Genomic DNA, 26,099 nt, shown 5'->3' on the forward strand with positions numbered 1-26,099 from the left:
GCGCGGGGCGGCTAAACCGGCATCCCTGCCGGTTTACCCCCCAAATCCCTGTCGAATTCCGGCCAGCGTGTTTGACGGGGCGCTTGAGATCAAGATCAAAAGCAAAAGCACAGCGGCCTGACAGCCGGCTTGAGTGGTGTGGAGCAGTCTTGCCGGCGATGCAGACAACGTGGTGAGTCAGGCGTACCCAGGGGATACTTTCGCAGGCAAGCCAGCTCCCACAGGGTTCAGCGTTACAGCGCTACTGGGCGGTAGGCCGGGTAATCGATGTAACCCGCTTCCGTCCCGCCATACAGCCCTTCCGCCTTCAGCGGGTTCAACGGCCAGCCATTGAAAATCCGTTGTGGCAGATCCGGGTTGGCAATGAATGGCCGCCCGAACGCAATCAAGTCCGCCAGCCCCGCTTCGACCAGATCAGCACCGCGCTCAGCGGTGTAACGACCGGCGTAGATGATCCGCCCGCTGAAGGTCTCACGCACCGCTCGGCGGAACGACTCCGGCAAGACCGGGGCGTTGTCCCAGTCGGCTTCGGCGATGGAAACGTAGGCGATGCCCGACTCTTCCAGCACTTTGATCGCTTCGATGTAGGTGTGGTGCGGGTCGTCTTCCACCAGGCCGATGTAGACACGGTCCTGATCGGTGCCGCTGAACAACGGCGAGAACCGTACGCCCAGACGCTGCGGCCCGACCACGGCGCTCACGGCTTCGACGATCTCGCGCAGAAAGCGCAGGCGGTTGTGCAGCGAGCCACCGTATTCATCCTCGCGCTGGTTGGAATGGGCGGAGATGAATTGGTTGACCAGGTAACCATTGGCCGAATGGATTTCCACCCCGTCAAACCCGGCATCCAGCGCATTACGGGCGGCCTGGGCGTAGTGCCCGACCAATTCTTCGATCTCAAGCACGGACAATGCACGTGGCACCGGCGGCTGCTTCAGTTCGCCCATGCCGGGCCCGGTTTCGATAAAGGCCTTGGCTTGCAACGCCTGGATCGCCGACGGCGCGACGGGGGCGGCGCCGTCTGGCTGCAACGCGTTGTGGGACACGCGACCGACATGCCACAACTGGGCGAAGATCACCCCGCCTTCGGCATGCACAGCCTCGGTGACGGTGCGCCAGCCGTCGATCTGCGCCGGGGTGTAGATACCCGGCGTCCACGCGTAACCCTGGCCACGCGGTTCAATCTGCGTGCCTTCGCTGACCATAAAACCGGCCGTGGCGCGCTGGCGGTAATACTCGGCCATCAAGTCGGTGGCGATATCGCCGGGCTGGGCACTGCGCTGGCGCGTCAACGGCGGCAGCACAATACGGTTGTTCAGCGTGTGGTGCCCCAGTTTTACCGGGGTACTTAAAATAGGGTCATTCATTGAATACTGTCCAAATAGCGGGCGCGCTAAAGCTTTGGCGACTTATAAAAGTCGCCAATGCATCAAGCGGTTAGTTAATTAAGCGGTGAGTGTCAGCAGGGCTTTAGCCACATCACTGGAACTGCCAGGGTTTTGCCCGGTGACCAGCAGGCCATCGGTAATCACAAAGGAGTGCCAATCGGCACCCTTCTCATAGTGGCCGCCGAGTTTCTTGAACTCGTCTTCAATCAGGAACGGCACCACATCGGTCAACTCCACCGCCGCCTCTTCCGAGTTGGAGAACCCGGTGACACGACGGCCCTTGATCAACGACTCACCATTGACTGCCTTGACGTGACGCAGGGCACCCGGTGCATGGCAGACGAAACCGATGGGCTTACCGGCGCGCTCGAAGGACTCGATCAGCGCGATCGACACCGGCGATTCCGCCAGGTCCCACAGCGGGCCGTGGCCGCCTGGGTAGAACACGGTGTCGAAGTCGTCGGCGTTGACCGTGTCCAGTTTCACCGTGGTGGCCAGGGCTTGCTGGGCGGCCGGGTCGGCGGCGAAGCGGCGGGTCTGTTCGGTCTGGGCGTCCGGCTGGTCGCTGACCGGGTCCAGCGGCGGTTGACCGCCGGCCGGGGATGCCAGCACCACGTCGGCACCGGCGTCCTTGAACGCGTAGTAGGGAGCGGCAAATTCTTCGAGCCAGAAGCCGGTCTTGCGTCCGGTATCGCCGAGCTGGTCGTGAGAGGTCAGTACCATTAATACTTTCATTTTCCAGTGCCTCGATAGGGGTGAGTGTCAGTTTCTTCCGGCTGCCCCAACAACTGTCGGGTCAGCCCCAGCGCCTCGTCGAACGGCGCCGCTGTATGGGTGATCTTGCTCATGACGCTGGTCCCCAGCCACAACGCATACAGGCGCCGGGCCAGGCTTTCGGGGTGTTGCGTGATCGTTACCGAGCCGTCTTCGACGCCCTGCTGCAAGGCCTCGCTGAGCAACCCGATGGTGCGTGCGGTGCCGCGTTGCAGGGCCAGGCGCATCGGCTCTGAAAGGTCTGACACCTCTGCACCGAGTTTGACGGCAAGGCATTTGCCGGCGTCGGTACAGCCGGTCTGGTTGTTGATCCAGCTTTGCCAATAACGCATCAACTTGGCGTGCTGAGATAAGTCCGGCTGATTGAACAGCTGTTGCATAGCGTTCAAGTAGTTATCGAAATAGGTATCGAGCAATACCACCCCGAACGCATCTTTAGAGTTGAAGTAGTGATAGAACGAGCCTTTAGGCACATCGGCGGCGTGAAGTATTTCGTTCAACCCCACCGCAGAAAATCCCTTGGCGCCCACAATCGGCTGCGCCGTTTCCAGAATCGTCTGCCTTGCACTTTTAGTTTCGCGGCTCATGCTTCATCTCGATCGATTAGACCAGTCGTCTAGTTCGTTGAGTGAATGTTAGGAGCCAGGCGAAACGCGCACAATGTCAGATCCGCAAGGATTTCGGACATGCGCCAAAGTCGGTTGCCGTTTTCCCGGCAGCCGCCGACAATCCCTGCTCCCACACCCCTGGAGACATGCGATGCACAGCGTTGCGCTGATGGTTTACCCGAACTTCCAATCCCTGAGCCTCAGCCTGGGCTCGGTGTTCGAGTGCGCGAACCTGCTGCGCGGTGAGCCGGCCTATGAGTTTCACCTGGTGTCGGAAAGCGGCGGCGCGGTGATGACGTCCCAGGGTTTTTCGGTGAACACCACACCGATCCGGCCGGAGGGTTACGACACGCTGATCGTCAGCGGCTACCTGGAATTCCGCCTGCCGGAAGCCAACCTGCTGGAACTGGTCAAGGCCGCCTCCGCCCAGTCGCGGCGTGTGGCCTCGCTGTGCATGGGCATCTTCGTGCTGGCCGAAGCCGGTCTGCTCGAAGGCAAGCGCACCACCACCCACTGGATCCACGCACCGGCCTTTCGCAAGCGCTACCCGGATATCCGCCTGGAAGAGGACAAGCTTTTTATCGTCGACGGCCACATCTGGACCGGCGCCGGCATGAGCGCCGGCGTGGACCTGGCGTTGGCGATGGTGGAGAACGACCTGGGCAGCGACCTGGCGCGGCGCATTGCACGCAAACTGGTGATCGCCCAGCGTCGCGGCAGCGAGCAATCGCAGTTGTCGGCCCTGCTGGAGCTGGACCCTAAATCGGACCGCGTGCAACTGGCCCTGGCCTACGCCCGCGAGAACCTGACCCATGACCTCTCGGTGGAAGCCCTGGCCGAAGTCGCCCGGCTCAGCCCGCGCCAGTTCAGCCGGGTGTTCCGTGAAGAAACCGGGCAGACACCGGCCAAGGCCATCGAGTCCCTGCGGGTCGAAGCCGCCCGGGCGCTGATGGAAACCAGTCGCCACCCGGTCGAGGTGGTGGCCCGCGAAACCGGGTTTGGTGATCGCGAGCGCATGCGCCAGGCGTTTTTAAGGGCGTTCGGGCAACCGCCGCAGGTGATGCAGCAGGCCTTTAATGCAGCGCCGCCCGCGTAATCAGGTAACTCACCAACTGCGGGTCATCCTCCAGTTCAATCGTCTGCACCGGGCGCGGCAGGTTATCCAGCACCGTGCGCCAGAACGCCTGGGACACTTCGTCCTGGTCATAGAACCGCACCAGCCAATTGGCCTCGCCGCTGCACAGCACCTGGGTGGCGATGGCGCGGCCAATGCCTTTGCGGCGGTAGCGCTTGAGGATGAACAGGTCGGCCAGTTCCAGGGCGTCGATGCCCGGCAGTTCGCTGCCTTCGATCAGCAGGAAACCGGCGATGTAGCCGTCGACCAGCAACAGGTTGGCGCTCCATTGCGGGTCCTGCCAGTAACGGGTCAGGTGTTCGTCATGGATATAGAAGCGGCCATCCGCCTCGACATCTTCCTGTTCCCAGTCCGACGACTCGTAGGCGTAGTACTGGTAGAGATTGCGGATCAGCTCGGCGTGCTCCGGGCCGGTCTGGATCAGTTCGACGGTGGTTTCAGGCATGGGGCTCTCGGTCAAAAATGCAGGGCGCCATTGTTCACAAAACGCCGGGACAGTCCAATAGAGTCGCCAACCTTTCTACTTGCTGAACCGATTGCAAATAGGCGTTGCCTCCCCCGAAACCCTGAAACATTTCGAATAAACTCCGCGAAATTGCCTCTCTTTTTCAAGGACACGTATTGTGAGCAACGTCTGTTCCGCCGGCCTGGATGTGGGGTTTGCCTCCCTGGACTACCTGCAGATCTTCATCCTGGGCGTGATCCAGGGCATTACCGAACTGTTGCCGGTGTCGTCCACCGCCCATATGCGCGTGGTACCCGCCCTGCTCGGCTGGCAAGATCCCGGCTCAGCGTTTTCCGCGGCCATGCAGTTGGCGGCGCTGGCGGCGGTGGTCAGTTACTTCTGGCGGGATGTGCGCCAGGTGACCACCGGCAGCATCGGCGCCGTGCGCCGGGGCGACTACAACGACCCCTGGTTCAAGTTGGCGGTGGCGATTGTGCTGGCGACGATCCCCATCGGCATTGCCGGGCTGGCGTTGTCGTCGACGTTGAATGCCTGCAACTCGCCGTTGCGCGGGTTGATGGTGATCGGTATTTCCTGCGTGGTCATGGCGGTGCTGTTGGCGGTGGCGGAAGTGCGTGCACGCCACACCCGCGAAGTCAGCGAAATGCGCCTGCGGGATGCGTTGATCGTAGGGATTGCACAGATTGGTGCGTTGATTCCTGGCGTCTCGCGTTCCGGCTCCACGCTGACCGCCGCGCTGTTCCTCAACTTCAAGCGTGAGGAAGCCGCGCGGTTTTCCTTCCTGCTGGGCCTGCCCGCCATCGCCCTCGCCGGTTTGAAAGAATTATGGGTGTTGCTGCATGCCGATATGCCCGTGCATGCCTGGCCGCACCTGCTGTTCGGCCTGGTGGTGGCGAGCATCTCGGCGTTTTTTGCGATCTGGGGGCTGATGAAGTTCCTGGAGCGGTTCTCCACCTGGCCGTTCGTGATCTACCGCGCGCTGCTGGGGGTGTTTCTGATTGTGGCGGTCAGCACCGGGCTGCTGAGCTGAAAGCAGCGGCCACGGGAGCAAGCTCCCTCGCCACACCCCCAGTACGACACTGTAGTGAGCGGGCTTGCCCCGCGCTGGGCTGCGAAGCGGCCCTAAAACCGACCGATGAAGCGTATCTGATACACCACGTTCCTCCTTTTTGGGGCTGCTTCGCAGCCCAGCGCGGGGCAAGCCCGCTCACTACAGTCAAAAGATGTGTAGATACCTAGGGTTATCGCAGGCAAGCCACATTCAAACTGACTGAGCGGGTTCAAGGTCATCACTGACAGCGCTGCCACACCTCGCGAATCAACGCCTGCATCTTCAGCGCTTCGGCCCAGCGATCGCTGATTTCACGGCCATCTGCGCCGGTGATCGCATAGGGCGGCGGGCCCAGTTCACAGGTGAACGACAGGCTCTGTGGTGCCTCGGGCCGCGCCAGCCAGTGTTCAATCCCGTAACGCCACCACTCGGTGAAACGTTGCACCCAGGCGTGATGCTGGGGGAAATCCAACGACACCTGCACCTGTTCGCTGCTGGCCACGCGGCCGTGAAACCCCCAGCTGTGGCGCAGGACAGTGCGGATCTGTTCATCGTCCTCGGGGGCAGCAGGCTCCGGCAGTTCACGCCCGACCACGTAGTGGGACAGGTCGGCCAGCAGTTTCAAGTCGGGCATCTGCGCCAGCAGGTCGAGGGTGAACAGCAGGTCATTGGTGAGCCGATAACGGTGGGTTTCCAGCAGCACCGGAAAGTCCACCTGCTCGGCCAGGCGTTGCCAGCCTTCGACCAGTCGCGCCGCTTCGCGTTGAGTACGCGGGCGCACGTCGGCTTGCAGGGTGAGGTGGTGACAGCCGTAGCCGCTGATCACATCCAGCGCGGCCGCCAGGTCATCCACCGATTGCGGGAACAGCTGGCCTTCGATCTGCAGGCCCCTGGCCGTGGCGGCGGCGTGCAAGCGGGCGACGTCGGCGGGTGTGTAGTAATGGTCGGTAATGCCGTCGAAACCGGCGGCCTTGATGCGGTCGAGTTGGTCGTCGAGGGTGCCGGGCTCGGTTTGCATCGCCCACAGGGATTGGAACACCAGGAATTGGCGCATATCAGCCTCGCAGCAGGTGTTTGAGGGACAGCTCGGGGTCGGCCAGGCTGGCCGCGTTGAGCGGTATACGTGCGCTGATCAGGCGCTCACACAGCTTGATGTCTTTGGCCACGCTGTTGCCCGGCGCCCAACCGCAGGCACCGTGCAAACGGTGCTCGGCATCCAGGTAGAACAGCAGCACGCCGCCGCCCGCCAATGGCCGGCTGACCGTCAAGGGCGTGATCACGCCCACGGTCTGCAAGCCCCAGTCGTACTGGTCGGACCAGAAACCGGGGAGCGCGTCGAACGGCACGTCGCGCCCCAGCAGATTCAACGCCGCATGCCGCCCCTGGACCTCGGCGTTGCGCCAGGTTTCCTGGCGCTGGTAGAGACCGCCCAGGCGAAACTCACACACGTCACCGGCGGCATAGATGTCGGGCGCGCTGGTGCGCAGGTGCGTATCGACACGAATGCCCTGCCCCACGTCCAGCCCCGCCGCCGTGGCCAACTCGATATTGGGCTGCATGCCGATGCCGACGACGACCAGATCACACGGCAACCGTTGCCCGTCCACCAGCAGCACGGCGTCGGCCTGGATGGACTCCAAGGCCACATTCAAGCGCACATCCACGCCGTGTTGGCGATGCAGCGCCAGCAGCGCCTCGCTGATGACCGGCGGCAATACCCGCCCCGCCAAACGCGGTCCGGCTTCGAGCAGCGTGACTTCACAGCCCAAGCCACGTGCCGTGGCTGCCACTTCCAGGCCGATAAAACCGCCACCGACCACCACCAGCCGCGTTCCGGCCTTTAGCGCGTTGCGCAGGGCCAGCGCTTCATCGTGGGTGCGCAGGTAAAGCACATGGGCTTGCTCTTGGGGCAAGCGTCGTGCCCGTCCGCCAGTGGCCAGCAGCAGACCGGCATACGGCAGCCACTGGCCGTCGGCGAGTTGCAGGCGATGGTGTTCCGGCTCCAATTGGGTCACCGGGTGACCGGCGATATGCTCGATACCCAACTCCGCCAGCCGCGCGCTGTCGCACAGGCTGCACCCGGCCAGGTCCGCCGTGCCCTGCAGCACAGCCTTGGACAGCGGCGGCCGTTCATAGGGCAAGTGCGGCTCATCGCCGATCAGGATCAGGCGCCCGGTGTAACCCTCTTCGCGCAGGGTCAGCGCCGCACGGCCACCGGCATGGCCGGCGCCGACGATGATCAGGGGTGCGCTCATGGTCACGCCGTGACGGCGAGCAACACCCGCCCCGCTTCGACCCGCACCGGGTAGGTCTTGAGGTTGACGCACACCGGCGCGCCCATGGCTTTGCCGGTGCGGTAATCGAAGCGCCCGTTGTGCTTGGGGCACTCGATCACGTGGTCCATCACCAGGCCGTCGGCCAGGTGGATTTTCTCGTGGGTGCACAGGCCGGCGGTGGCGAAAAACTCATTCTCGGCCGAACGGTACACCGCGTAGGTATGCGGCCCGTGGTCGAAGCGCAGCACGTCTTCCTCGTCTATTTCGCCCACGGCGCAGACGTCGATCCATTGATCGTTCATGGCGTTTGTCTCCAAATGACTGACTGCCCCTGTGGCGAGCGCGCTTGTTGTGGCGAGCGAGCTTGCTCGCGCTGGGCTGCGAAGCGGCCCCAAGATCGGCAGTCGAATTTTGTCTGAATGAATGCAGTGGTTTTATTGGGGCTGCTGCGCAGCCCAGCGCGAGCAAGCGCCCTCGCCACCCTCAGCGTCGTTCGCCAGTGGGCGCTGGACGAAATAGGTCGGGTCGCTGCGCTGTTTCCAGATCGTCGGCAGGATCTCTTTGTACGCCTCGAACAGGTTGGCGTACGGCGGCGGGCAGTCGCTGCGGATTTCTTCGTGCAGGTGCTTGAGCGCGTGGTACGGCACCATCGGGTACATGTGGTGTTCGAGGTGGTAGTTCATGTCCATGTAGATAAAACGCAGCACGCGGTTCATGTAGATGGTGCGGCAGTTACTGCGGTGGTCCAGCACGTCTTCGGCCAGGCCGACGTGTTGGGTAAGGCCGAAGACGTAGCCGAGCCAGGCGCCGTAGAGACTCGGCAATCCAATCAGCATCAGCGGCAACCAGCTGTGCAGGTACAAGGCGGTGCCAATCACCACGGCATAAACGCCGACCCAGATCCGCGCCGCGCGAAACACTTTGGGCCATTCGGATTCGGGGATGAAGTCCGCTTCCTGTTCACTCATCTTGCCAATGGCATGGCGCGCCACGCCGCTGAATGTCTTCCAGGCCAAGGGCAAATTGAACAGGCTCAGGAACATCATCCAGAAACTCGGTGGACGCGGCTCGACGATCTCCGGGTCGCGGCCGACCACGATGGTGTCGGTGTGGTGACGGGCATGGCTCCAGCGCCACACGTGGGGTTCAAAGATGCACATGAAGCTGGCGACTTGGTACAGCACGTCGTTCATCCAACGGGTCTTGAAGGCGGTGCCGTGGCCGGTTTCGTGCCAGCGCGGGTTGGACGCGGTGCCGTACAGCACGCCATAGACGAGGAAGAACGGCACGCAGGCCCAAGTGCCCCAGAACCAATAAGCCCCGAAGCCTGCGGCCAACAGCGCGACCACCCAGATGGCGGTGTCGAGCAAGGCCGGGCCGTCACGGCGCTGCATCAGTTCTTTCATGCGTTTACGCGAGATGGGCGACTGGTACCAGTTGGCCGAGACCAGGCCTTTTTCAGCGGCGCGGGCGGCTTCGGGGCCGGTGAGGCTGTAGTCGCGGCGGGCGGTGTGAGCGGTGTGTTCAGGCATTGTTATTGTTCTCCGCAAGCGGTGGTTTCTAGTGCTTTACGAAACCCACCATAGAGAACCGGTAAATCCCCCTCAAGGCCTTGATTCCATTCCCTATCAAGCTATCATCCAGGCCTAGCGGAGCTTGATAGTTTTCTATCAAGACATTCAAAGGGCTTGTCATGAACAACAATAAACGCCCAACCATCGCCACCGTTGCCGCCCATGCAGGGCTGAGTGTGGCCACCGTCGACCGCGTATTGAATGCGCGTGCGCCGGTCAACCCGGACACCGCCGAGCAGGTGTTCCAGGCCGCCGAAGCCGTGGGCTATTTTGCCGCGCGACTGATCGGCCAGCGCATTCGCGAACGTCGGCCGACTTATCGTTTCGGCATCCTCTTGCTGGGGACCGCCCAAGCGTTCTACGCCAACCTGGCGCAGTCGATCAGCACCGCGGCGCAGCATCACGCCACGGCCAACCTGACGTGCCAGTTCGAATACATCGTGGATCGCACCCCCAGCGCGATCGTTGCGCAGATCGAACAGTTGGCCGTGCAATGCGATGGCCTCGCGGTGGTCAGCTTTGCCCATCCGCTGATCAACGCCTGCCTCAAGCAGATCCGCGAAGCCGGCGTGCCCGTGGTCGCCCTGCTCTCGGATATCCACGAGCAAGCCCTGGAGCCCTACGTGGGCCAGGACAACCACGTGGTCGGCCGCACCATGGGCTGGTTGCTCGCGCGCACTGGCGGCGCGCGCAAAGGCAGCGTGGGGATCCTGCTCGGCGGCCATCGTTTTCTCGGCCACCAGGCGCGGGTCGAAGGCCTGCACAGCTACCTGGCCGAACACGCGCCGGGGCTCAAGCCGCTGGAGCCGTTGATCAACCTGGACAACTGCGACATCACCGAGGAAGCCACTCTCGACCTGATCAGCCGACACAGCGACCTGCGCGGCCTGTGCGTGGTGGGCGGCGGCGGTGACGGCATCATCAGCGCCCTGGCGCAGTTGCCCAAGCGACCGGCGCTGTGCTGCATCTTGCAGGAGTCGACCGAGCTGTCACGCCAGGCGCTGCGCCAGGGGTTGATCGATGTGGTGATGGATTCGCAGCCGAGGCAGACGGCGACCGCACTGGTGCAGTTGCTGGTGGCCTTGCAGAGTGAGGAACTGGAGCGCACCGAGGGGTTCGATCCGGTGCGGCATCGGGTGTATATATCGCCGCAGATTCTGACGTCGGAGAACCTCTAGCGGGCGCGGCACTCGATGATCAAACCGCCCTCCTCCCGCACGTGACTCTCGATCACCACGGGCAGGAAGCGTTGGATCACCTGCATATTGCTGTGCAGATGGTCGCTCATGTGCGGCGTGGTGAAGCGACCACCACCGGCCAAGGCCATCGGCAGCAGCAACTGATCGGCCAGGTGTTCGCCCACCGCCGTGTCGGTTCCCCGCCACGCCAGGGCCTGGTCGATCGCCTGGTCGGCCACGGTCTCGGCGCGCACGTTGGCCAGGCCGAAGGCGCTGAACACTTCGCTGACATGCTCGTGGACATACTCCAGCATCAGCACGTTGCCCGGGCCTTGCGCTGGGTCGATCTCTATCGGCAACCACTGCCTGTCGTCGAACGACAAGCGCTGGCGCACGCGCTTGAACTCACGCTCGCTCACCTGGGCAGGCAAGCCGGCGTTAAGCGTAATGGCGCGGGCCTCGAGCAACTTACCGCGCTGCATCAACTGCAACGGCGCCAGCTCAGAGGGTTGGACAAATGCCTCCAACTTACCGCCGCCGGCGGGCACGAACCCATACCGGTTCAAGTTCAATTCAACACACGCGCCCATGCGTCGCAACAGCACAAGCCAGGCGCGCTGTAAGAAGTCCACCGGCGGCGCCAGCGGATTGTGGGTGCCGCCACAGATCGTCACGCGACTGGCCGTGGGTGCGTACAGCAAGGCCGGCAGCAGGGTCTGCAACACCAGGGTGCAGCTGCCGGCGGTGCCGATGCTGAAGCGATAGTCGCCGCCTTGAATCGGCCCCGGTTCGAACACCAGGTGCTGCGAGCCCAATTGCGCACCGTGCAACTGGGCTCCACAGACTTGCGCCGCCGCCAGCACAGCGGTCAGGTGTTGACGCATCAACCCTGGCCGACTGCGCTTGGCGCGAATGTTTTTGATGCGCAGGGTCAGCCCGGTCACCATCGATAGGCTGAGGCCACTGCGCAGTACCTGGCCACCGCCGATGGCGCCGTCGAGTTCAATCACGTCCTGTTTCATCGTCATCCTTAAGCAAAGCGTTTGACCGTGTCCCGCAGGTACCGGTCGAGTGGGTGTGAGTCTGCCTGGGTGCGCGGCAATACCGGCACGCTGCGTTCCAATTCACCGTGTATATACGCGTGCAGCACCGGACGCCGAGGCCCGTACGCCGCTTCCCCGGCATTGCGTTTCAACACCAGCAAGGCCTCCACTTCATCGAGCAGTTGCGGGTCATCCACCGTGCTCAACAAATCGGCGAACGTCATGGGTGGACGGCCCAGCCCGAGGTCGATCCACCGCACCGCGAGTAACGGTCGCAGCACGTAGAAGTACTTCTTGAACCGCACCGTGTCGCCTTGCAGGTAACCACGAAAGTTTTTCCTGGCCATCGACAGGTAATGACTGCGCGCCGCCGGCGGGCTGTAGAACGTCTCGGCCAAGGCGCGCAATTGCACTGTCGCCTCGACGTGCTGGCGATACACCAACGGCGAGTCCAACCACTCCAGCAACGTGGGATTGGATTTGCGCAGCAGGCCCAGCGTCTTGCGCAACTCCCAGCCACTCACGTCCAATTCGTCATCCAACGGGCGCTCGATCACATCGCGCGGCGCATCCACCTGCATGAACCAGTCGGGTTTTTCCACGTAGACAAAGCGCACGTCGTAGTCGCTGTCGGTGGAAGCAAACCCCCAGGCCCGACTGCCGGACTCACAGGCATACAGCACCGTGACATTGCGCTCGCGCTCTAGGCGGTCGAGCTCCTGTAGCACCCGCGCGCGCATGGCGTCGCTCAATGGGTGGCGTTCATCCTTTTGCATCTTGATTCCCCTTTCAGCCTTTGACGCACACCACTTGGCGCAAGGTGTGCAGCACTTCCACCAGCTCGCGCTGGGCATGCATAACCTGGTCGATGTCCTTGTAGGCCATCGGAATTTCGTCGATCACATCGGCATCCTTGCGGCACTCCACATGGGCGGTGGCGCGGATCTGGTCGGCCAGGGTGAAGGTGTTCTTCGCCTTGGTGCGGCTCATGGTGCGGCCGGCGCCGTGGCTGCAGGAGCAGAACGACTCTTCGTTACCCAGCCCGCGCACAATGAAGCTCTTGGCGCCCATGGAGCCAGGAATAATCCCCAGCTCACCTTTCTTGGCCGACACCGCACCTTTACGCGTGACCAGTATCTCTTCGCCGAAGTGCCGCTCTTTCTGCACGTAGTTGTGATGGCAGTTCACGGCCTCCAGCGCCACGTCAAACGGCTTGCTGATCACCTGGCGCGTGGCCTGGACCACCGCACGCATCATCAATTCGCGATTCTGCCGGGCAAAATCCTGGGCCCAGCCCACCGCTTCCACGTAGTCATCGAAGTGCTGGCTGCCCTCTTCGAAGTACGCCAGATCGCGGTCCGGCAGGTTGGCCAGGTGTTGGCGCATGTCGGCCTGGGCCAGCTGGATAAACAGGTTGCCAATGGCGTTACCCACCCCACGGGAGCCGCTGTGCAACATGAACCACACACGGTTGGCTTCATCCAGGCACACCTCGACGAAGTGGTTGCCGCTGCCCAGGGTACCGAGGTGTTGGCGGTGGTTACTGCGCTCCAATTGCGGGTACTTGTCGGTGATTGCCTTGAAGCGCGGGTGCAGCGCCGACCACACCTGATCGGCCTGGGCCGGTACATGCTCCCAAGCACCTTTGTCGCGGCCCTGGCGGCTGCGGGTACGGCCATGGGGCACCGCGGCCTCGATAGCGCAACGCAGGCCGTGGAGGTTGTCGGGCAAGTCGCCGGCCATCAATGTGGTACGCGCAGCGATCATGCCGCAGCCGATATCCACGCCCACTGCTGCCGGGATGATCGCGCCCACGGTGGGGATCACGCTGCCGATGGTCGAGCCCTTGCCCAGGTGCACATCAGGCATCACCGCGAGGTGCTTGAAGATGAACGGCATCTGGGCGGTGTTCATCAATTGCTTGCGCGCCTCAGGCTCCACAGGCACGCCCTGGGTCCAGAGTTTGATCGGCTTGCCGTTGGCGACTTCCAGCAGTTGGTAGGTGTTCTCTTGCATGATCTCGATTCTTTTTTTAAAAGCCGGCACTGCGGCGTTGGCTGGGATATAGCAGCGGGCGTGCCAGGTTTTTCCATACCGGGCTTAAAGTTTTTAAGCTATTGTTTTATATCGATATTTTTAATGTAAACGCATTGAGGCGTTGAAAACCGATGACAAGGGCCTCACGCCATTCATATCCTTGGCTATCGTTATTTATATTTTGGTCTAGTCATGAAACACAAGCGCACAGTCGCCATCGGGTTTATCGGGTCCAAGCTGGATCGCGTCGGCAAGGGCGCCAACCGCTGGAATCACTGGCGCCCCAGCGTCGGCCTGTGCCAGCAAGATAACCTGCAGGTCGATCGCCTGGAGCTGATCCACGACATCGACGCCCGTGACGTCAGCCTCGCCGAGCGGATACGGGCCGACATCCAGCAGATCTCGCCCACCACCGAGGTGCGCCTGCACCCCATGCCACTGAACGACCCCTGGGATTTCGAAGAGGTCTACGGCGCGCTGCACGACTTCACCGCCGCCTACACCTTCGACACCGACCATGAGGACTACCTGGTCCACATCACCACCGGCACCCACGTGGCCCAGATTTGCTGGTTCCTGCTCACCGAGGCACGTAACCTGCCGGCGCGGCTGATCCAGACCGCCCCCCTTCGCCGCCGTGACGACACCACACCGGCCGCGGGCACCCACGCCCTGATCGATCTCGACCTGTCACGCTACGACCGCATCGCCTCGCGCTTCGCCCACCAGCGCCTGGAAGGCCTGGCCTTCCTCAAGTCCGGGATTGCCACGCGCAACAGTGCGTTCAATACCACCATCGAACAGATCGAGCGCGTGGCCGTGCGTTCCACCGCACCCATGCTGCTGATCGGCCCCACCGGCGCGGGCAAATCCTTTCTCGCCCGGCGCATTTACGAACTCAAGCGCAGCCGCCACCAGATCCAGGGGCGCTTCGTGGAAGTCAACTGCGCCACCCTGCGCGGCGATGGCGCGATGTCAGCACTGTTCGGGCATACCAAGGGCGCCTTCACCGGCGCGCAGAACGCCCGCGACGGCCTGCTGCGCGCGGCGGACGGCGGCATGTTGTTCCTCGATGAAATCGGCGAGCTGGGCCTGGATGAACAGGCGATGCTACTCAAGGCCATCGAAGAAAAACGCTTTTACCCCATGGGCGCCGACCGTGAAGTGGCCAGCGACTTCCTGATCATCGCCGGCACCCACCGCGACCTGCGCGGGCGTGTGGCCGAAGGACTGTTTCGCGAAGACCTGTATGCGCGCATCAACCTGTGGACCTTTGACCTGCCGGGCCTGACGGGAAGGCGCGAAGATATCGAGCCCAATATCGACTTCGAACTGGAGCGCCACGCCCGCGAGCAAGGCCGTCGCGTGCGCTTTAATCTGGAGGCGCGCCGCCGCTACCTGGCGTTCGCCTGTTCCAGCGAAGCGGCATGGCTGGGCAACTTTCGCGAGCTGTCAGCCTCCATCACACGCATGGCCACCCTGGCCGACAGCGGGCGTATTGATGAAGCCCAGGCCGAAGAGGAAATCCAACGCCTGCGCTACGCCTGGGGGCTGACCGAAACCCATGCGCTGCTACCGGCCGATCTGGACCTGTTCGACCAATTGCAACTCAAGGCCGTAATCGACGTGTGCCTGCAATCCGACAGCCTTTCCGACGCCGGCCGCCGACTGTTCGGTGTGTCACGCCAGGCCAAGGCACAACCCAATGACGCAGACCGCCTGCGCAAATACCTGGCCCGCTTTGCCATTGAATGGAAACAGTTGAAGCCATAGGCCTGCGAGACGACCCGCCAGGGGGCGGTTAGTGGCATTTGGTCATGGTTTGTAAAGGGCCAGCAAGGCAGGTCCCTTTTAATTGCAGGACGTTTCCTAGACAATCCTCGCCGCCTTGTGCCTGCTGGAATCGGTGGCTAGTCTGCGGTCCGTCGCTGGTTTTTCAGTGATCGGGTTTAGCAGCCCGACATCAATAGGCACACGGCTCACATCTGCGTTTATGGTGGCTGTGCGCGGGGCACCTTCGGGTGCGCTGGTTTTCCTATTGACCGGTCTGCTAACCCGCGTACAGCTGCCACCCTCGTTTAGCAGCGTTGGCGGTAGCTTCTTTGCTCAATAGGAGTTGCACCATGGACAAAGCCCTACCCAACCCACCCTTCGCCCCCGCCAAAGACCGCGCCGCCTTCAACCGCGCCATCGATCACTACCTGCCCACCCAGGGCTTCCACTCCATCAACGAAGACCTGAGCTTCGAAGACGCTCTGCTCTACACCGCCAGCTTGCTCGACAGTGCATCGGCGACCGCGCTGGATTGTGGAGAGACGCTGGATAATCCCGAACGGGCGAAGATTCTGGCGGTGTGGCATTTACTGGAGATTGCCAAGACCACCGTGGATCGCTCCATCGAGTGCCTGACTCCTACTAAGACAAACGCCTAAATACGATTAACCCTGCGGGAGCTGGCTTGCCTGCGATGGCCATAGGTACCGACACAACGCTGTAGCAACCAACGCTAACCACGATGCGAAGCGAGCCGCTCTTGATCTTGATCCCGCTTTTGATCTGAGGCGCCCCGTCAAACACGCTGGCCGGAATTCGACAGGGATTTGGGGGGTAAACCGGCAGGGATGCCGGTTTAGCCGCCCCGCGCCATGGATGGCGCGTGGCGGCGGCCCCCCAAATTCCTGTCGGAGTACGGGCACACCGAGCGTGAGCGAGGTGCCGAGTGTTGGGGCAAGAGCGTTTTGCTTACTTTTGCGCTCTTCAAAAGTGAGCCNGACCCATAGTGGCCGTTACCTAAATAACGGATATGTACCCGGTCTGATCCAACATCCAGGCCAGCTGTCAGGCCGCCACGGGAGCAAGCTCCCTCGCCACAGGTCCAGCGCCATATCCAGAATTGTGTAGATACCGATGCCCCGATGGCACTGAATCAGTCACTTGATGAATCGACTGACACACCGCTATCGGGAGCAAGCCCCCTCCCACAGGTCCAGCGCCAGCCCCAGAATTGTGTAGATACCGATGCCCGGTGGCGCTGAATCAGTCACCTGATGAATCGACTGACACACCGCTATCGGGGGCAAGCCCCCTCCCACATTTGAACTGCGCCAGGCTTAAATCTCAGTCGCCACGAAAATCCCCGGCATTCAGCCCAAACCGACTCATCTTGTTGTACAGCCCGCCCCGCGACACGTTCAGTTGCCGCGCAGCCAGGCGGACATTGCCACCGGTGCTTTTAAGCGCGGCGACGATGGCGTGCATTTCGTGACTACTCAGGTCCTGGGCAGGTTGCGGTTCGTAGCCGCGCAGCGGGGCGCGTTGGCGGCTTTCCAATGGCAGGTCCACCGGTTCGATCAGCGCCCCCGTCGCCAAGTTGGTCGCCCGCTCGATGCTGTTTTCCAACTCGCGCACATTGCCCGGCCAGCCATAGGCCGAGAGCAATGCCATCGCCTCCGGTGAAAAGCCCTGCACCGACTTACGCAACGAGCGTGCACAGCGGGCCAGAAAGTGCCGCGCCAACAGCGGAATGTCTTCACGGCGCATGCGCAGTGGCGGAACGGTCAGGTTGAGCACGTTGAGGCGGTAGTAGAGGTCTTCGCGAAACGCGCCTTCCACTACCGCCTGGCTGAGGTTGCGGTGGGTGGCGGCGATGATGCGCACGTCCACTTGCCGCGAATTTTTCGCGCCGACACGGGTGATCTCACCTTCCTGCAACACCCGCAGCAAGCTCACCTGGGCATCGAAGGACATGTCGCCAATCTCATCCAGAAAAATCGTCCCGCCATCCGCCAGTTCAAACTTACCCGCCGAGCCGCCACGCGCCGAGCCGGTAAACGCGCCTTCGACATGCCCGAACAGCTCGCTTTGCACCAGGTCGCGTGGAATCGCGCCGCAGTTGACCGCCACAAACGGGCCGTTGCAGCGGTCGCTGCCGTTGTGGATGGCCTGGGCGAACAGCTCCTTGCCGGTGCCGCTTTCACCCAGGATCAGCGTGGTGGAATCACTGCGACTGGCGATGCGCCCCAAGTGCAGCGCGTCCTGGATCGCCCGCGAGTGTCCCTGGATGGTGTCGAAGGTGTAGCTGGCCTGGGTGCCGATGAGGCGCCGGGTGATTTCGCGGATGCGGCGGTTCTCCCGCAGTGACACGATCACCCCGCCCTGCTCCAGCGGGCACACCGAGACCAGGCAGGCGAGTTGGCTGCGGTTGTGCAGGTGGAAGGTGCAGTCGAGGTCGCGAACGGCCTCGCCCATCGAGTCGCTCAATTCGCTGCGCCCCAACTGCTGAAACGGCTGACCGATCAGCTCCAGCCCCACCCCGAACAGGTGCCGGGCATAGCGGTTAAGCGCCTTGATGCAGCCACGCTCATCCAGCACCACCAGGCCTTCGTTGAGCACTTCGAGGACGGTTTGCTGTTCTTCCAACAGACCTTGCAGGGCCATCTGCCGCGATACGGCGTCGGCCGCAGCCTGCACCGTGCCGAGGGTATGGAAGTGAAACCAGCCGGGCTCGGCAGTGAGGGTCAGCATGGCCAGGGTCTGGCCTTGAGCATTCTTGATCGGCGCAGCGGCGCAGTGCATGCGGCGCTGGCGCAGGCCGATACCGAAGTTTTCCTCGGCCAGCACGTACACCAAGCGATCTTCGGCCAGCGCCAGGCCGGTGCAGTTGGTGCCTTGTACCGATTCCAGCAGACGACTGCCCACGGGGGTGATGTCCAGCCCGCAGAAATACAGGGTGGTGCCGTCGGCATCGGTAAGGTTGATATGGCCGCGCGGGTTGTAGGCCAGCAAACCTCGCATGACTTGCGCGGCGGCGGCGATCAGCACGCGGTGGGTGGCCTGGGTGGCGGCCAGGGTTTCGGCGGCCACGAAACGGTACGCGTTGTCTGCCGGGTCGATACCGGCCTCGACGCTGCGCCGCCACGAATCCCAGATCACTTGGCGCACGTGCGCCGGGCGCTCGACCTGACCGGCCAGGCAGTCGCGCCAGGCCTGCTCCAGCGCGGCCACCGGACCATCATTCAGCGCAGCAGGCCCAAGGGCTGTGAGGTAGTCGAGGTCTTGCACGCTGAACGCCATGCTCATTGGGGCGGTATCCATGTCCATGTTTTTGACATGTCAGTATAGACATGTTCATTAAATGAACACTATTCGCTTATGAATAATAATAAATCGCTATTTATCAATGAGTTATTAATTGGCACAGGCCTTGCTCCTACCCCTTCGCCCACCAGGACCGTCCTGGGGCCAATAACAACAAGGGGTTATTTCATGAGTACACAGCACATCCGCCTGGGTTTGATCGGTGCCGGTCGCATGGGCAGCTTCCACGGTCTGACCGCCGCTCGGCACATCCCCGGCGCCAGCCTGGCGGCGATTGCCGACCCGACGCCAGGCCAGGCCGCCCGCCTCGCCGCTGAACTGGGCGTGAGCAAGGTTTACACCGACCCTCAACAATTGCTCGACGACCCGGACATCGACGGCGTACTCATCGCCGCCCCCGCCCGCAGCCACGCCGAGCTGGTGATCAGCGCCGCCCGCGCGGGCAAAGGGATCTTCTGCGAAAAACCCATGGCCATCACCCTGGATGAGGCCGACCGTGCCATCGCCGCCGCTGCCGATGCGCGGGTGCCGCTGCAGGTTGGCTTCAACCGGCGTTTCGCCAAGAGCTTTCGCACCGCGCACCTCGACGTCGCCGCCGGCCGCATCGGCACCCCGCAGCTGCTGCGCTCGCTGACCCGCGACCCGGCGCTGAACAACCCGGCCGCTTCGCCGCAATGGGTGATCTTCCTCGAGACCCTGATCCACGATTTCGACACGCTGCGCTACCTCAACCCCGGCGCGGAGGCGGTGCAGGTCTACGTGATGGCTGACGCACTGATCGCGCCCGATTACAAAAACAAAGGCTTCCTCGACACCGCGGTGGTTGCGATCCGCTTCGACAACGGCGCCATCGCCACTGCCGAAGCCAATTTCCAGGCCGTGTATGGCTACGACGTGCGCGGCGAAGTGTTCGGCAGCGCCGGCATGCTGAGCATGGGCAGCCTTAACGAGTCCGACTTGGTGCGCTACCTCGCCCAAGGCATCCAGGCCGACACCCAGCGCATGGACACCGACCTATTGCGCGACGCCTACATCGCCGAGCTCAACCACTTTGTCGATTGCCTGCGCAGCGGCGCCAAGCCCCTGGCCAGCGGTGAAGACGCACGCGCGGCGCTGGCGATTGCCCGCGCCTGCATCGAATCGTTCGAAACGGGCAAGGCGGTGACCCTATGAGCCCGTTCAAGCTCGCGATCAGCGCGGAGATGGTGTTTCTCGACCAGCCCTTCATCGAGCGCGTACAGCGTATTCATGCGCTGGGCTTCAGCGTTGAAATCTGGGACTGGACCCACAAGGACATCGCCGCCCTCGCCGCCACCGGTGCCGACTTTACGTCCATGACCGGCTACATCAGCGGCACCCTCACCGACCCCGACGGCATCCGCCATTTGCTCGACAGCGCCCGCGAATCCTTAGGGGTCGCCGAGCAATTGAATTGCCCCAGCCTCAACCTGCACGGTACCGGCCTGGGTGACGGCGGCCTGCCCGTCCAACCCGTGAGCCAGACCACCGGCCGCATGTGGCTGAGCGCCTGCAAGACCCTGGAAAAAATCGCCCGCCTGGGGGAAGACGCCGGCCGTGTGTTCCTGCTGGAAAACCTCAACACCGAGGTCGACCACCCCGGCACACCCTTCGCCCGCGCCGACGACACCCTGGCGCTGGTCGAGGCCGTGGGCAGCCCTCACTTGAAGATGAACCTGGACCTGTACCACGCGCAGATCGGCGAAGGAAACCTGATCGAGCTGATTCAGCGCGCCGGTACACACATCGGTGAAATCCAGGTGGCCGACGTGCCGGGACGCCAGGAGCCCGGCACCGGTGAAATCCACTACCCGGCCATAGCCAGGGCCCTGCACGCCATGGGCTACCGCGGCGTGGTCGGTCTGGAAGGCTGGGCCAGCGGCGACAGCGAGTTGGCCCTGGAGCGATTCCGTCAAGCGTTCACCCTATAACAATAAAAGGAACACCCTTATGAACCGCTATTCATTGATCGTTGCCACGCTGGTGTTGCTGTTCAGCCAATGGACCTTCGCCGCCTATCGCATCGGCGTGAGCATTGCCCGGGTCGACGATAACTTCATGACCTACGTGCGCACCGGCCTGGAAGCCGCCGCCAAGCAGCAGGATGTGCAGATCCAGTTCGAAGACGCCCAGGGCGATGTGGTGCGCCAGCTCAATCAGGTCGAAGGTTTCCTCAACCAGAAGGTCGACGCGGTGATCGTACTGCCGGTGGACACCGCCGCCACCGCCAACATGACCCGCGCCGCCGTAGCGGCGAAGACTCCGCTGGTGTACGTCAACCGTCACCCGGACGAACGCACCCTGCCCAAGGGCGTGGTCACCGTGGCCTCCAACGACATCGAAGCCGGGCAGTTGCAGATGCGCTACCTAGCGCAAAAGCTCGGCGGCAAGGGCAATGTGGCGATCATCATGGGCGACCTCGCGCAGAACGCCACCCATGACCGCACCGAAGGCGCCAAACAGGTGCTAAAGGATTTTCCCGGCATCAAGGTGGTCGAGCAGCAAAGCGCCGAATGGCAACGCAGCAAGGGCATGGACCTGACCAGCAACTGGCTGCTGGCGGGCACCCAGTTCGATGCCATCGTGGCCAATAACGATGAAATGGCGATTGGCGCGGCCATGGCCTTGCAGCAGGCCGGCAAAGCCAAGGGCGAGATCGCGATTGTCGGCATCGATGGTTTGCCCGACGGCCTGGCGGCGATCAAGCGTGGGATACTCACGGCCTCGGTGTTCCAGGACCCGAAGGCCCAGGCCACCCAGGCCGTGCAGGCGGCGGTGCGGATGATCAAGGGTGAGCCGATTGAGCCGGAGGTGTGGGTGCCGTTCGAACTGATCAAACCCGAGCAGGTGGCGGTGTTTGAGCAGCGCTACAAATAGCCTGTCGTACCCAGCGCACACTGTGGGAGGGGGCTTGCTCCCGATGAGGGTGGGTCAGTTGATACATCCGTGCGATCCACCGCTATCGGGAGCAAGCCCCCTCCCACACTCAGTCCAAGTCGCTTGCGTCATGCCGTTCGGGTAACTGTTCCTCGCCAGACACCCGGTTCACCCGCCGCCCCCGCTGCACCGCCGGCCGCGCTTCGATCGCCTACGCCCAGCGCAACACGTGCGTGTACTCATGCACCGACAGGAACTGCGCCGCGCCATACAAGCGGCCTTTGACCAACCCGCCATACCAGGGCCAGATCGCGATATCGGCGATGGTGTATTCATCACCCGCAATGTACGCGCTCACCGCCAGGCGCTGGTCAAGTACGTCGAGCTGACGCTTGGTCTCCATGGCGAAGCGGTTGATCGCGTATTCCATCTTGCTCGGCGCATACGCATAGAAGTGCCCGAAGCCACCGCCCAGGTACGGCGCGCTGCCCATCTGCCAGAACAACCACGACAGGCATTCCGCACGCGCCGCAGGCTCAGCCGGGAAGAACGCACCGAATTTTTCCGCCAGGTACTGCAAAATCGCGCCCGACTCGAACACCCGAATCGGCGTGGCGCCGCTGCGGTCCAGCAGGGCCGGGATCTTGGAGTTCGGGTTGACCCCGACAAAGCCACTGCCGAACTGGTCACCGTCGCCGATCTTGATCAGCCATGCGTCGTATTCCGCACCGCTGTGGCCCAGCGCGAGCAACTCCTCCAGCAGGATCGTGACCTTCTGTCCATTGGGCGTGGCCAAGGAGTACAGCTGCAGCGGGTGCTTGCCCACCGGCAGTGCCTTGTCATGGGTGGCGCCGGCGATGGGTCGGTTGATACTGGCGAAGGTGCCGCCGTTTTCGGTGTCCCAGGTCCACACTGTTGGGGGTACGTAATCGGTCATGCTTACTGCTCCAGGCGTGCTTGCGATCAGCGAAGCGCTCCAGACTAAACCCAAGGTTGATGGCCCGTCACACCGGCAGCGCTTTACCCGCCGCCGCATGCTGCCGAGGCACCTGCACCCGTAACGCGATCAACAAGGCGGCCAGCAACATCAAGACACCGGCACCGATAAACACGCCGTCGATACCGCTGAGGCTGAACATCACGCCACCCCCCGCAGCCCCTGCCGCAATAGCGGACTGCACCGACGCCACCACCATGCCACCGGCACTTTCAGCTTGATCCGGCACCGCGCGGGCCACCCAGTTCGACCACGCCACCGGCACCCCGCCAAAGGCCATGCCCCACAGCGCCAGCAGCAACGCCTGGCTCGGCAGCGAGGCCGGCAGCACCACCAGGGCGAGCGCCGCGACGCCCACCAAGATCGGCATCAGCACCAACGTGCCGCGTGGATAACGCACCAGCATCCATCCGGCCAACAGCGTGCCGACGAAGTTGGCGGCGCCGAACCCCAGCAGCATCAAGGCCAGCCCTTCGGTGCCCACGCCTGTGGTGCTTTCCAGGAATGGCCGGATGTAGGTGAACAGCGCGAAATGCCCGGTGTGCACCAATACGCAGCCAAACATGCCGATGGCGATGCCCGGACGCCGCAGCACATCCAGTATCGTGCGCAAACGTGCGGTGCCCGTGGGGGCCAGGCGTGGCAGTGTGAACAGCTGGAACGCCAGCGTGATCACACCGACGGCGGCTGCGGCGACGAACGCACTGCGCCAGCCATACAAACCACCAAGGAAGCTGCCCAGCGGCACGGCGACCACCGTGCCCACCGCAATGCCGCTGAAGATGATCGACAGCGCACGGGGCAGCAGCGCCGCCGGCACCAGGCGCATCGCCACTGCTGCCGCCATGCTCCAGAAACCGCCCAGGGCGACGCCCAGCAGGATGCGCATCAACAGCAGCACCGCCAGGCTGGAAGAGAGCGCCACCAGCAGGTTGGACGCAATCATCAGCAGGGAAAAACCCAACAGCACCACGCGTCGGTCGATGCCACGCGTCAGGCCGGGCACCAGCAACCCGGCGAACAACGCCACCACCGCCGTCACGGTCACCGCCTGGCCGGCGAGCGCCTCTGACACGCCAAGGTCCATCGCCATCGGCGTCAACAGGCTGGCCGGCAGGTATTCCGCCGTCAACAATCCGAACACCCCCATGGCCAGGGAAAATACTGCCATCCAGGCGGGTGCAGTGGGCTCCGCCTGCGAATGGACAGAGGGTTGAGCTACACAATCATTCATCACACGACCTCCTCGGGAAATTAGCGCGACGGCCAGTCTAGGTTCGTCACATCGGATGATCTATGATGCAAACCCTTGAGTTTTTGACCCAAACCCCGAGCATGACGACAGCGGCCCCCTTCAACCTGTCCTCCGACCTTATCGACGAGCTGCTGCGCGGCATGCGCCTGCGCGGGGTGCAGTACCGGCGCATCCAGGCCGGGCCGAGCTTCGGCATGGGCTTTGAGGCCAAACCTGGACACGCCTACTTCCACTTCCTGGCCGCAGGGACGGCCACGCTGCGTACCGACGACGGCAGCCTGTTCGAGTTGTCGGCGGGCAATGCGGTGTTCATCTCCCACGGCGGCGCCCATGCGCTGTCATCCACCGCCGACGGGCCGGTGCAGGACATCAAGGGCTTTGACGCCACGCCGCTGGGCGAGACCGTCTGCGCGGTGGATGCATCGCCCGACACGCTCCCGAGCACCTTGCTCTTCAGCGCCTGCATGGCGTTTGAGCTTGGCAGCATCCAGGGGCTCGGCAGCCTGATGCCGGCCTTGATGCTGATCGACGCCCAGGGCCAGCGTTACCCCGGCCTGATGCCGATCCTGGCGGTGATGGAACGCGAAGTCAGCGCCGCTCGCGTCGGCTACTCCGGCATCCTCGCGCGCCTGGCCGATGTGGTGGCCGCGATGATCGTGCGCGGCTGGGTGGAATGCGCCTGCGGCAATGCGTCGGGGCTGGTGGCGGCGCTGCGCGACGCACGATTGGCCGGTGCCCTGCTCGCACTGCACCAGCAACCCGGCCGCGCTTGGAGCGTGACCGAGCTGGCCGCGCACTGTCACACCTCCCGTTCGGTGTTCGCCGAGCGCTTCCAGGCCACCCTGGGTATCCCGCCCTTGCGCTACGTGACGGAACTGCGCATGCGCCTGGCCAGCCAATGGCTGACCCTGGAGCGGTTGCCCATCGAAGACGTCGCACTGCGCCTGGGCTACACCTCCCAGGCGGCGTTCAGCCGTGCATTCAAGCGCATCACCGGCCAGCCACCGGGGGCCAGCCGCCACACCCTGCGGAGCCCGGCATGAACGCTCGCCTCGACGACATCCTGGCCGACCATCTGGACGTGGTGTTCTGCGGCATCAACCCCGGCAAGGGCTCCGCCGCCCTGGGCCTGCACTTTGCCAATCGCAGCAATCGCTTCTGGCGCACCTTGCACCGGGCGGGCTTCACGCCCCAAGAAATCCGCCCGGAGGACGGCCGTACGTTACTGGACTATCACTGCGGCTTGACCACCGTGGTCGAGCGCCCTACCGCGAGCGCGGGCGAGCTGGCACGGCATGAATTCACCGACGCGGCGGCAGCGTTTGAACAGAAAATCCATCGCCACGCACCGCGTTTCGTGGCATTTCTCGGCAAGGCCGGCTACAGCGCGCTGTCCGGTCAACGCGAGATCGGCTGGGGGTTGCAGCCGCAGCGGCTGGGCGGTGCGTTAGTGTGGGTGTTGCCTAACCCGAGCGGACGCAACCTGGCGTTCAGCCTGGAGCAATTGGTGGAGGCGTATCAGTCCCTGCGCGAGGCCATTGCGCCCGTCGACCCCGCGCCCTTAATCTCTTGAGCCCATCACCTTGTGAGCAATGGAGGCTTCATGAAACTGATCGGTATGCTGGACTCGCCCTACGTACGCCGCGTGGCCATTTCCCTGGAGTTATACGGGGTGGATTTTGTGCATGAGCCGCTGTCGGTGTTCCGCACGTTCACCGAGTTTTCCCAGATCAACCCGGTGGTCAAGGCGCCGACGCTGGTGCTGGACGATGGCACGGTGCTGATGGACTCCAGCCTGATCCTGGACTACCTGGAAACCCTGGCCCCGGCGGATAAAAAGCTGCTCCCGTCGCAACCCGCCGCGCGTGCCCGCGACCTGCAAACACTCGGGCTGGCCCTGGCGGCCTGTGAGAAAAGCGTGCAGATCGTCTATGAACACAACCTGCGCCCGGCCGAGAAGCTGCATGCGCCCTGGCTCGACCGCGTCAGCGGGCAGTTACTGGCCGCTTATTCGTTATTGGAAAAACAGCTGAGCGACCGTGACGCACTGAGCCAGGCGTCGATTACCGCAGCAGTGGCCTGGTCGTTCAGCCAGTTCACCGTGGCGTCGGTGGTCAAGGCGGATGCGTTTCCCAACCTCAAGCGCCATGCCGAGCGCCTGGAACAGCACCCGGTTTTCAAGAAGTACCCGATCGAATAAACATCCCCTATCCAAGCGGGCTTGCCCTTAATGCCAGTCAGGTAAGGGTGAGCACCGTACCTGTGGCGAGGGAGCTTGCTCCCGCTGGGTCGCGAAGCGGCCCCAGCTCTTTGTTTCAAAAGACT

Annotated in this window: 23 protein-coding genes and 2 pseudogenes; 11 read left to right on the forward strand and 14 right to left on the reverse strand. The window is 63.1% G+C overall.

Translation table 11 applies throughout. The features are described from left to right. Positions 1-233: 233 nt before the first annotated feature. The 3 genes from AO064_RS27545 to AO064_RS27555 all read right to left on the reverse strand — a co-directional run bounded on the left by AO064_RS27545 (position 234) and on the right by AO064_RS27555 (position 2,749). Entirely contained in the window at positions 234-1,367 is a 1,134-nt protein-coding gene (locus AO064_RS27545) for an alkene reductase (protein WP_064055223.1), read from the reverse strand. Positions 1,368-1,445: 78 nt separating this feature from the next. Then, a complete protein-coding gene (locus tag AO064_RS27550; RefSeq protein ID WP_064055224.1) occupies positions 1,446-2,123 on the reverse strand; it encodes a type 1 glutamine amidotransferase domain-containing protein in 678 nt (225 codons plus the stop codon). Further along, entirely contained in the window at positions 2,120-2,749 is a 630-nt protein-coding gene (locus tag AO064_RS27555) for a TetR/AcrR family transcriptional regulator (protein WP_064055225.1), read from the reverse strand. Before AO064_RS27555 ends, AO064_RS27550 begins: the two co-directional genes overlap by 4 nt. Before the next feature lie 172 nt (positions 2,750-2,921). Between AO064_RS27555 and AO064_RS27560 the strand changes: the two genes are divergently transcribed. Further along, on the forward strand, positions 2,922-3,866 hold the full coding sequence (locus AO064_RS27560) for a GlxA family transcriptional regulator (RefSeq protein ID WP_064055226.1): 945 nt from the start codon (positions 2,922-2,924) through the stop codon (positions 3,864-3,866). On the opposite strand, the pseudogene AO064_RS27565 reads toward AO064_RS27560, so the two are convergent. Beyond that, positions 3,844-4,388, reverse strand: a pseudogene (locus tag AO064_RS27565) (GNAT family N-acetyltransferase). The gene AO064_RS27560 and the pseudogene AO064_RS27565 overlap by 23 nt on opposite strands. A gap of 140 nt (positions 4,389-4,528) precedes the next feature. Between AO064_RS27565 and AO064_RS27570 the strand changes: the two are divergent. Further along, on the forward strand, positions 4,529-5,401 hold the full coding sequence (locus tag AO064_RS27570; protein ID WP_012723617.1) for an undecaprenyl-diphosphate phosphatase: 873 nt from the start codon (positions 4,529-4,531) through the stop codon (positions 5,399-5,401). Between the two features lie 259 nt (positions 5,402-5,660). Here AO064_RS27570 and AO064_RS27575 read toward each other — a convergent pair whose 3' ends face one another. The 4 genes from AO064_RS27575 to AO064_RS27590 form a co-directional block, all read right to left on the reverse strand. Continuing rightward, positions 5,661-6,476: a sugar phosphate isomerase/epimerase family protein gene (locus AO064_RS27575; protein ID WP_064055227.1), complete on the reverse strand. Its 816-nt coding sequence runs from the start codon at positions 6,474-6,476 to the stop codon at positions 5,661-5,663. Between the two features lies 1 nt (position 6,477). Beyond that, positions 6,478-7,677: an NAD(P)/FAD-dependent oxidoreductase gene (locus AO064_RS27580; RefSeq protein WP_064055228.1), complete on the reverse strand. Its 1,200-nt coding sequence runs from the start codon at positions 7,675-7,677 to the stop codon at positions 6,478-6,480. A 2-nt stretch (positions 7,678-7,679) separates the two neighbouring features. Beyond that, positions 7,680-8,000: a MocE family 2Fe-2S type ferredoxin gene (locus tag AO064_RS27585; RefSeq protein ID WP_046036525.1), complete on the reverse strand. Its 321-nt coding sequence runs from the start codon at positions 7,998-8,000 to the stop codon at positions 7,680-7,682. A 132-nt stretch (positions 8,001-8,132) separates the two neighbouring features. Next, positions 8,133-9,230 carry a fatty acid desaturase family protein gene (locus AO064_RS27590; RefSeq protein ID WP_064055229.1) on the reverse strand — a complete coding sequence of 366 codons (1,098 nt, stop codon included), beginning with the start codon at positions 9,228-9,230 and terminating at the stop codon, positions 8,133-8,135. A gap of 161 nt (positions 9,231-9,391) precedes the next feature. Between AO064_RS27590 and AO064_RS27595 the strand changes: the two genes are divergently transcribed. Further along, positions 9,392-10,450, forward strand: coding sequence for a LacI family DNA-binding transcriptional regulator (locus tag AO064_RS27595; protein ID WP_064055230.1), 1,059 nt, complete (start codon positions 9,392-9,394; stop codon positions 10,448-10,450). Here the strand turns inward: AO064_RS27595 and rtcA are convergent. From rtcA to AO064_RS27610, 3 genes are read right to left on the reverse strand one after another with little or no spacing between them, the layout of a single operon-like run. Next, complete coding sequence (gene rtcA / locus AO064_RS27600; RefSeq protein ID WP_064055231.1) at positions 10,447-11,472, reverse strand: RNA 3'-terminal phosphate cyclase; 1,026 nt, start codon at positions 11,470-11,472, stop codon at positions 10,447-10,449. The two genes, AO064_RS27595 and rtcA, sit on opposite strands and share 4 nt — an antisense overlap. 8 nt (positions 11,473-11,480) lie before the next feature. Next, complete coding sequence (locus AO064_RS27605) at positions 11,481-12,269, reverse strand: nucleotidyltransferase domain-containing protein (protein ID WP_064055232.1); 789 nt, start codon at positions 12,267-12,269, stop codon at positions 11,481-11,483. Between the two features lie 13 nt (positions 12,270-12,282). Continuing rightward, positions 12,283-13,509 (reverse strand): RtcB family protein, encoded by a 1,227-nt coding sequence (locus tag AO064_RS27610; RefSeq protein ID WP_064055233.1) that lies wholly within the window; start codon positions 13,507-13,509, stop codon positions 12,283-12,285. Positions 13,510-13,722: 213 nt separating this feature from the next. Between AO064_RS27610 and rtcR the strand changes: the two genes are divergently transcribed. Together rtcR and AO064_RS27620 are read left to right on the forward strand one after the other, a co-directional pair. After that, positions 13,723-15,303 carry an RNA repair transcriptional activator RtcR gene (gene rtcR, locus AO064_RS27615; protein WP_064055234.1) on the forward strand — a complete coding sequence of 527 codons (1,581 nt, stop codon included), beginning with the start codon at positions 13,723-13,725 and terminating at the stop codon, positions 15,301-15,303. Positions 15,304-15,653: 350 nt separating this feature from the next. Then, complete coding sequence (locus tag AO064_RS27620; RefSeq protein ID WP_064055235.1) at positions 15,654-15,962, forward strand: DUF6124 family protein; 309 nt, start codon at positions 15,654-15,656, stop codon at positions 15,960-15,962. Positions 15,963-16,647: 685 nt separating this feature from the next. Here AO064_RS27620 and AO064_RS27625 read toward each other — a convergent pair. Then, positions 16,648-18,609 carry a sigma-54 interaction domain-containing protein gene (locus AO064_RS27625; protein WP_064055236.1) on the reverse strand — a complete coding sequence of 654 codons (1,962 nt, stop codon included), beginning with the start codon at positions 18,607-18,609 and terminating at the stop codon, positions 16,648-16,650. Positions 18,610-18,795: 186 nt separating this feature from the next. Here AO064_RS27625 and AO064_RS27630 point away from each other — a divergent pair, with 186 nt between their 5' ends. The 3 genes from AO064_RS27630 to AO064_RS27640 are packed head-to-tail and all read left to right on the forward strand — an operon-like array spanning position 18,796 to position 21,522. After that, positions 18,796-19,800, forward strand: coding sequence for a Gfo/Idh/MocA family oxidoreductase (locus AO064_RS27630; protein WP_012723609.1), 1,005 nt, complete (start codon positions 18,796-18,798; stop codon positions 19,798-19,800). Next, positions 19,797-20,576 (forward strand): TIM barrel protein, encoded by a 780-nt coding sequence (locus tag AO064_RS27635; protein ID WP_064055237.1) that lies wholly within the window; start codon positions 19,797-19,799, stop codon positions 20,574-20,576. The genes AO064_RS27630 and AO064_RS27635 overlap by 4 nt, the downstream gene beginning before the upstream one ends. Positions 20,577-20,595: 19 nt before the next feature. After that, positions 20,596-21,522 (forward strand): sugar ABC transporter substrate-binding protein, encoded by a 927-nt coding sequence (locus AO064_RS27640; protein ID WP_064055238.1) that lies wholly within the window; start codon positions 20,596-20,598, stop codon positions 21,520-21,522. Positions 21,523-21,631: 109 nt separating this feature from the next. Here AO064_RS27640 and yghU read toward each other — a convergent pair. Together yghU and AO064_RS27650 are read right to left on the reverse strand one after the other, a co-directional pair. Continuing rightward, a pseudogene (gene yghU / locus AO064_RS27645) lies at positions 21,632-22,459 on the reverse strand (glutathione-dependent disulfide-bond oxidoreductase). A gap of 67 nt (positions 22,460-22,526) precedes the next feature. After that, entirely contained in the window at positions 22,527-23,753 is a 1,227-nt protein-coding gene (locus AO064_RS27650; RefSeq protein WP_064055239.1) for an MFS transporter, read from the reverse strand. Positions 23,754-23,818: 65 nt separating this feature from the next. Here AO064_RS27650 and AO064_RS27655 point away from each other — a divergent pair, with 65 nt between their 5' ends. Genes AO064_RS27655 through AO064_RS27665 form a run of 3 tightly spaced genes read left to right on the forward strand, consistent with a single transcriptional unit; the run spans position 23,819 to position 25,974 of the window. Further along, positions 23,819-24,817, forward strand: coding sequence for an AraC family transcriptional regulator (locus tag AO064_RS27655; protein ID WP_064055242.1), 999 nt, complete (start codon positions 23,819-23,821; stop codon positions 24,815-24,817). Further along, positions 24,814-25,347: a G/U mismatch-specific DNA glycosylase gene (gene mug / locus AO064_RS27660; RefSeq protein WP_064055240.1), complete on the forward strand. Its 534-nt coding sequence runs from the start codon at positions 24,814-24,816 to the stop codon at positions 25,345-25,347. The genes AO064_RS27655 and mug overlap by 4 nt, the downstream gene beginning before the upstream one ends. A gap of 30 nt (positions 25,348-25,377) precedes the next feature. Beyond that, entirely contained in the window at positions 25,378-25,974 is a 597-nt protein-coding gene (locus tag AO064_RS27665; protein ID WP_064055241.1) for a glutathione S-transferase family protein, read from the forward strand. The last annotated feature ends 125 nt before the right edge of the window (positions 25,975-26,099 follow it).

The organism is Pseudomonas marginalis, from assembly GCF_001645105.1.
Taxonomy (GTDB): Bacteria; Pseudomonadota; Gammaproteobacteria; order Pseudomonadales; family Pseudomonadaceae; genus Aquipseudomonas; species Aquipseudomonas petroselini.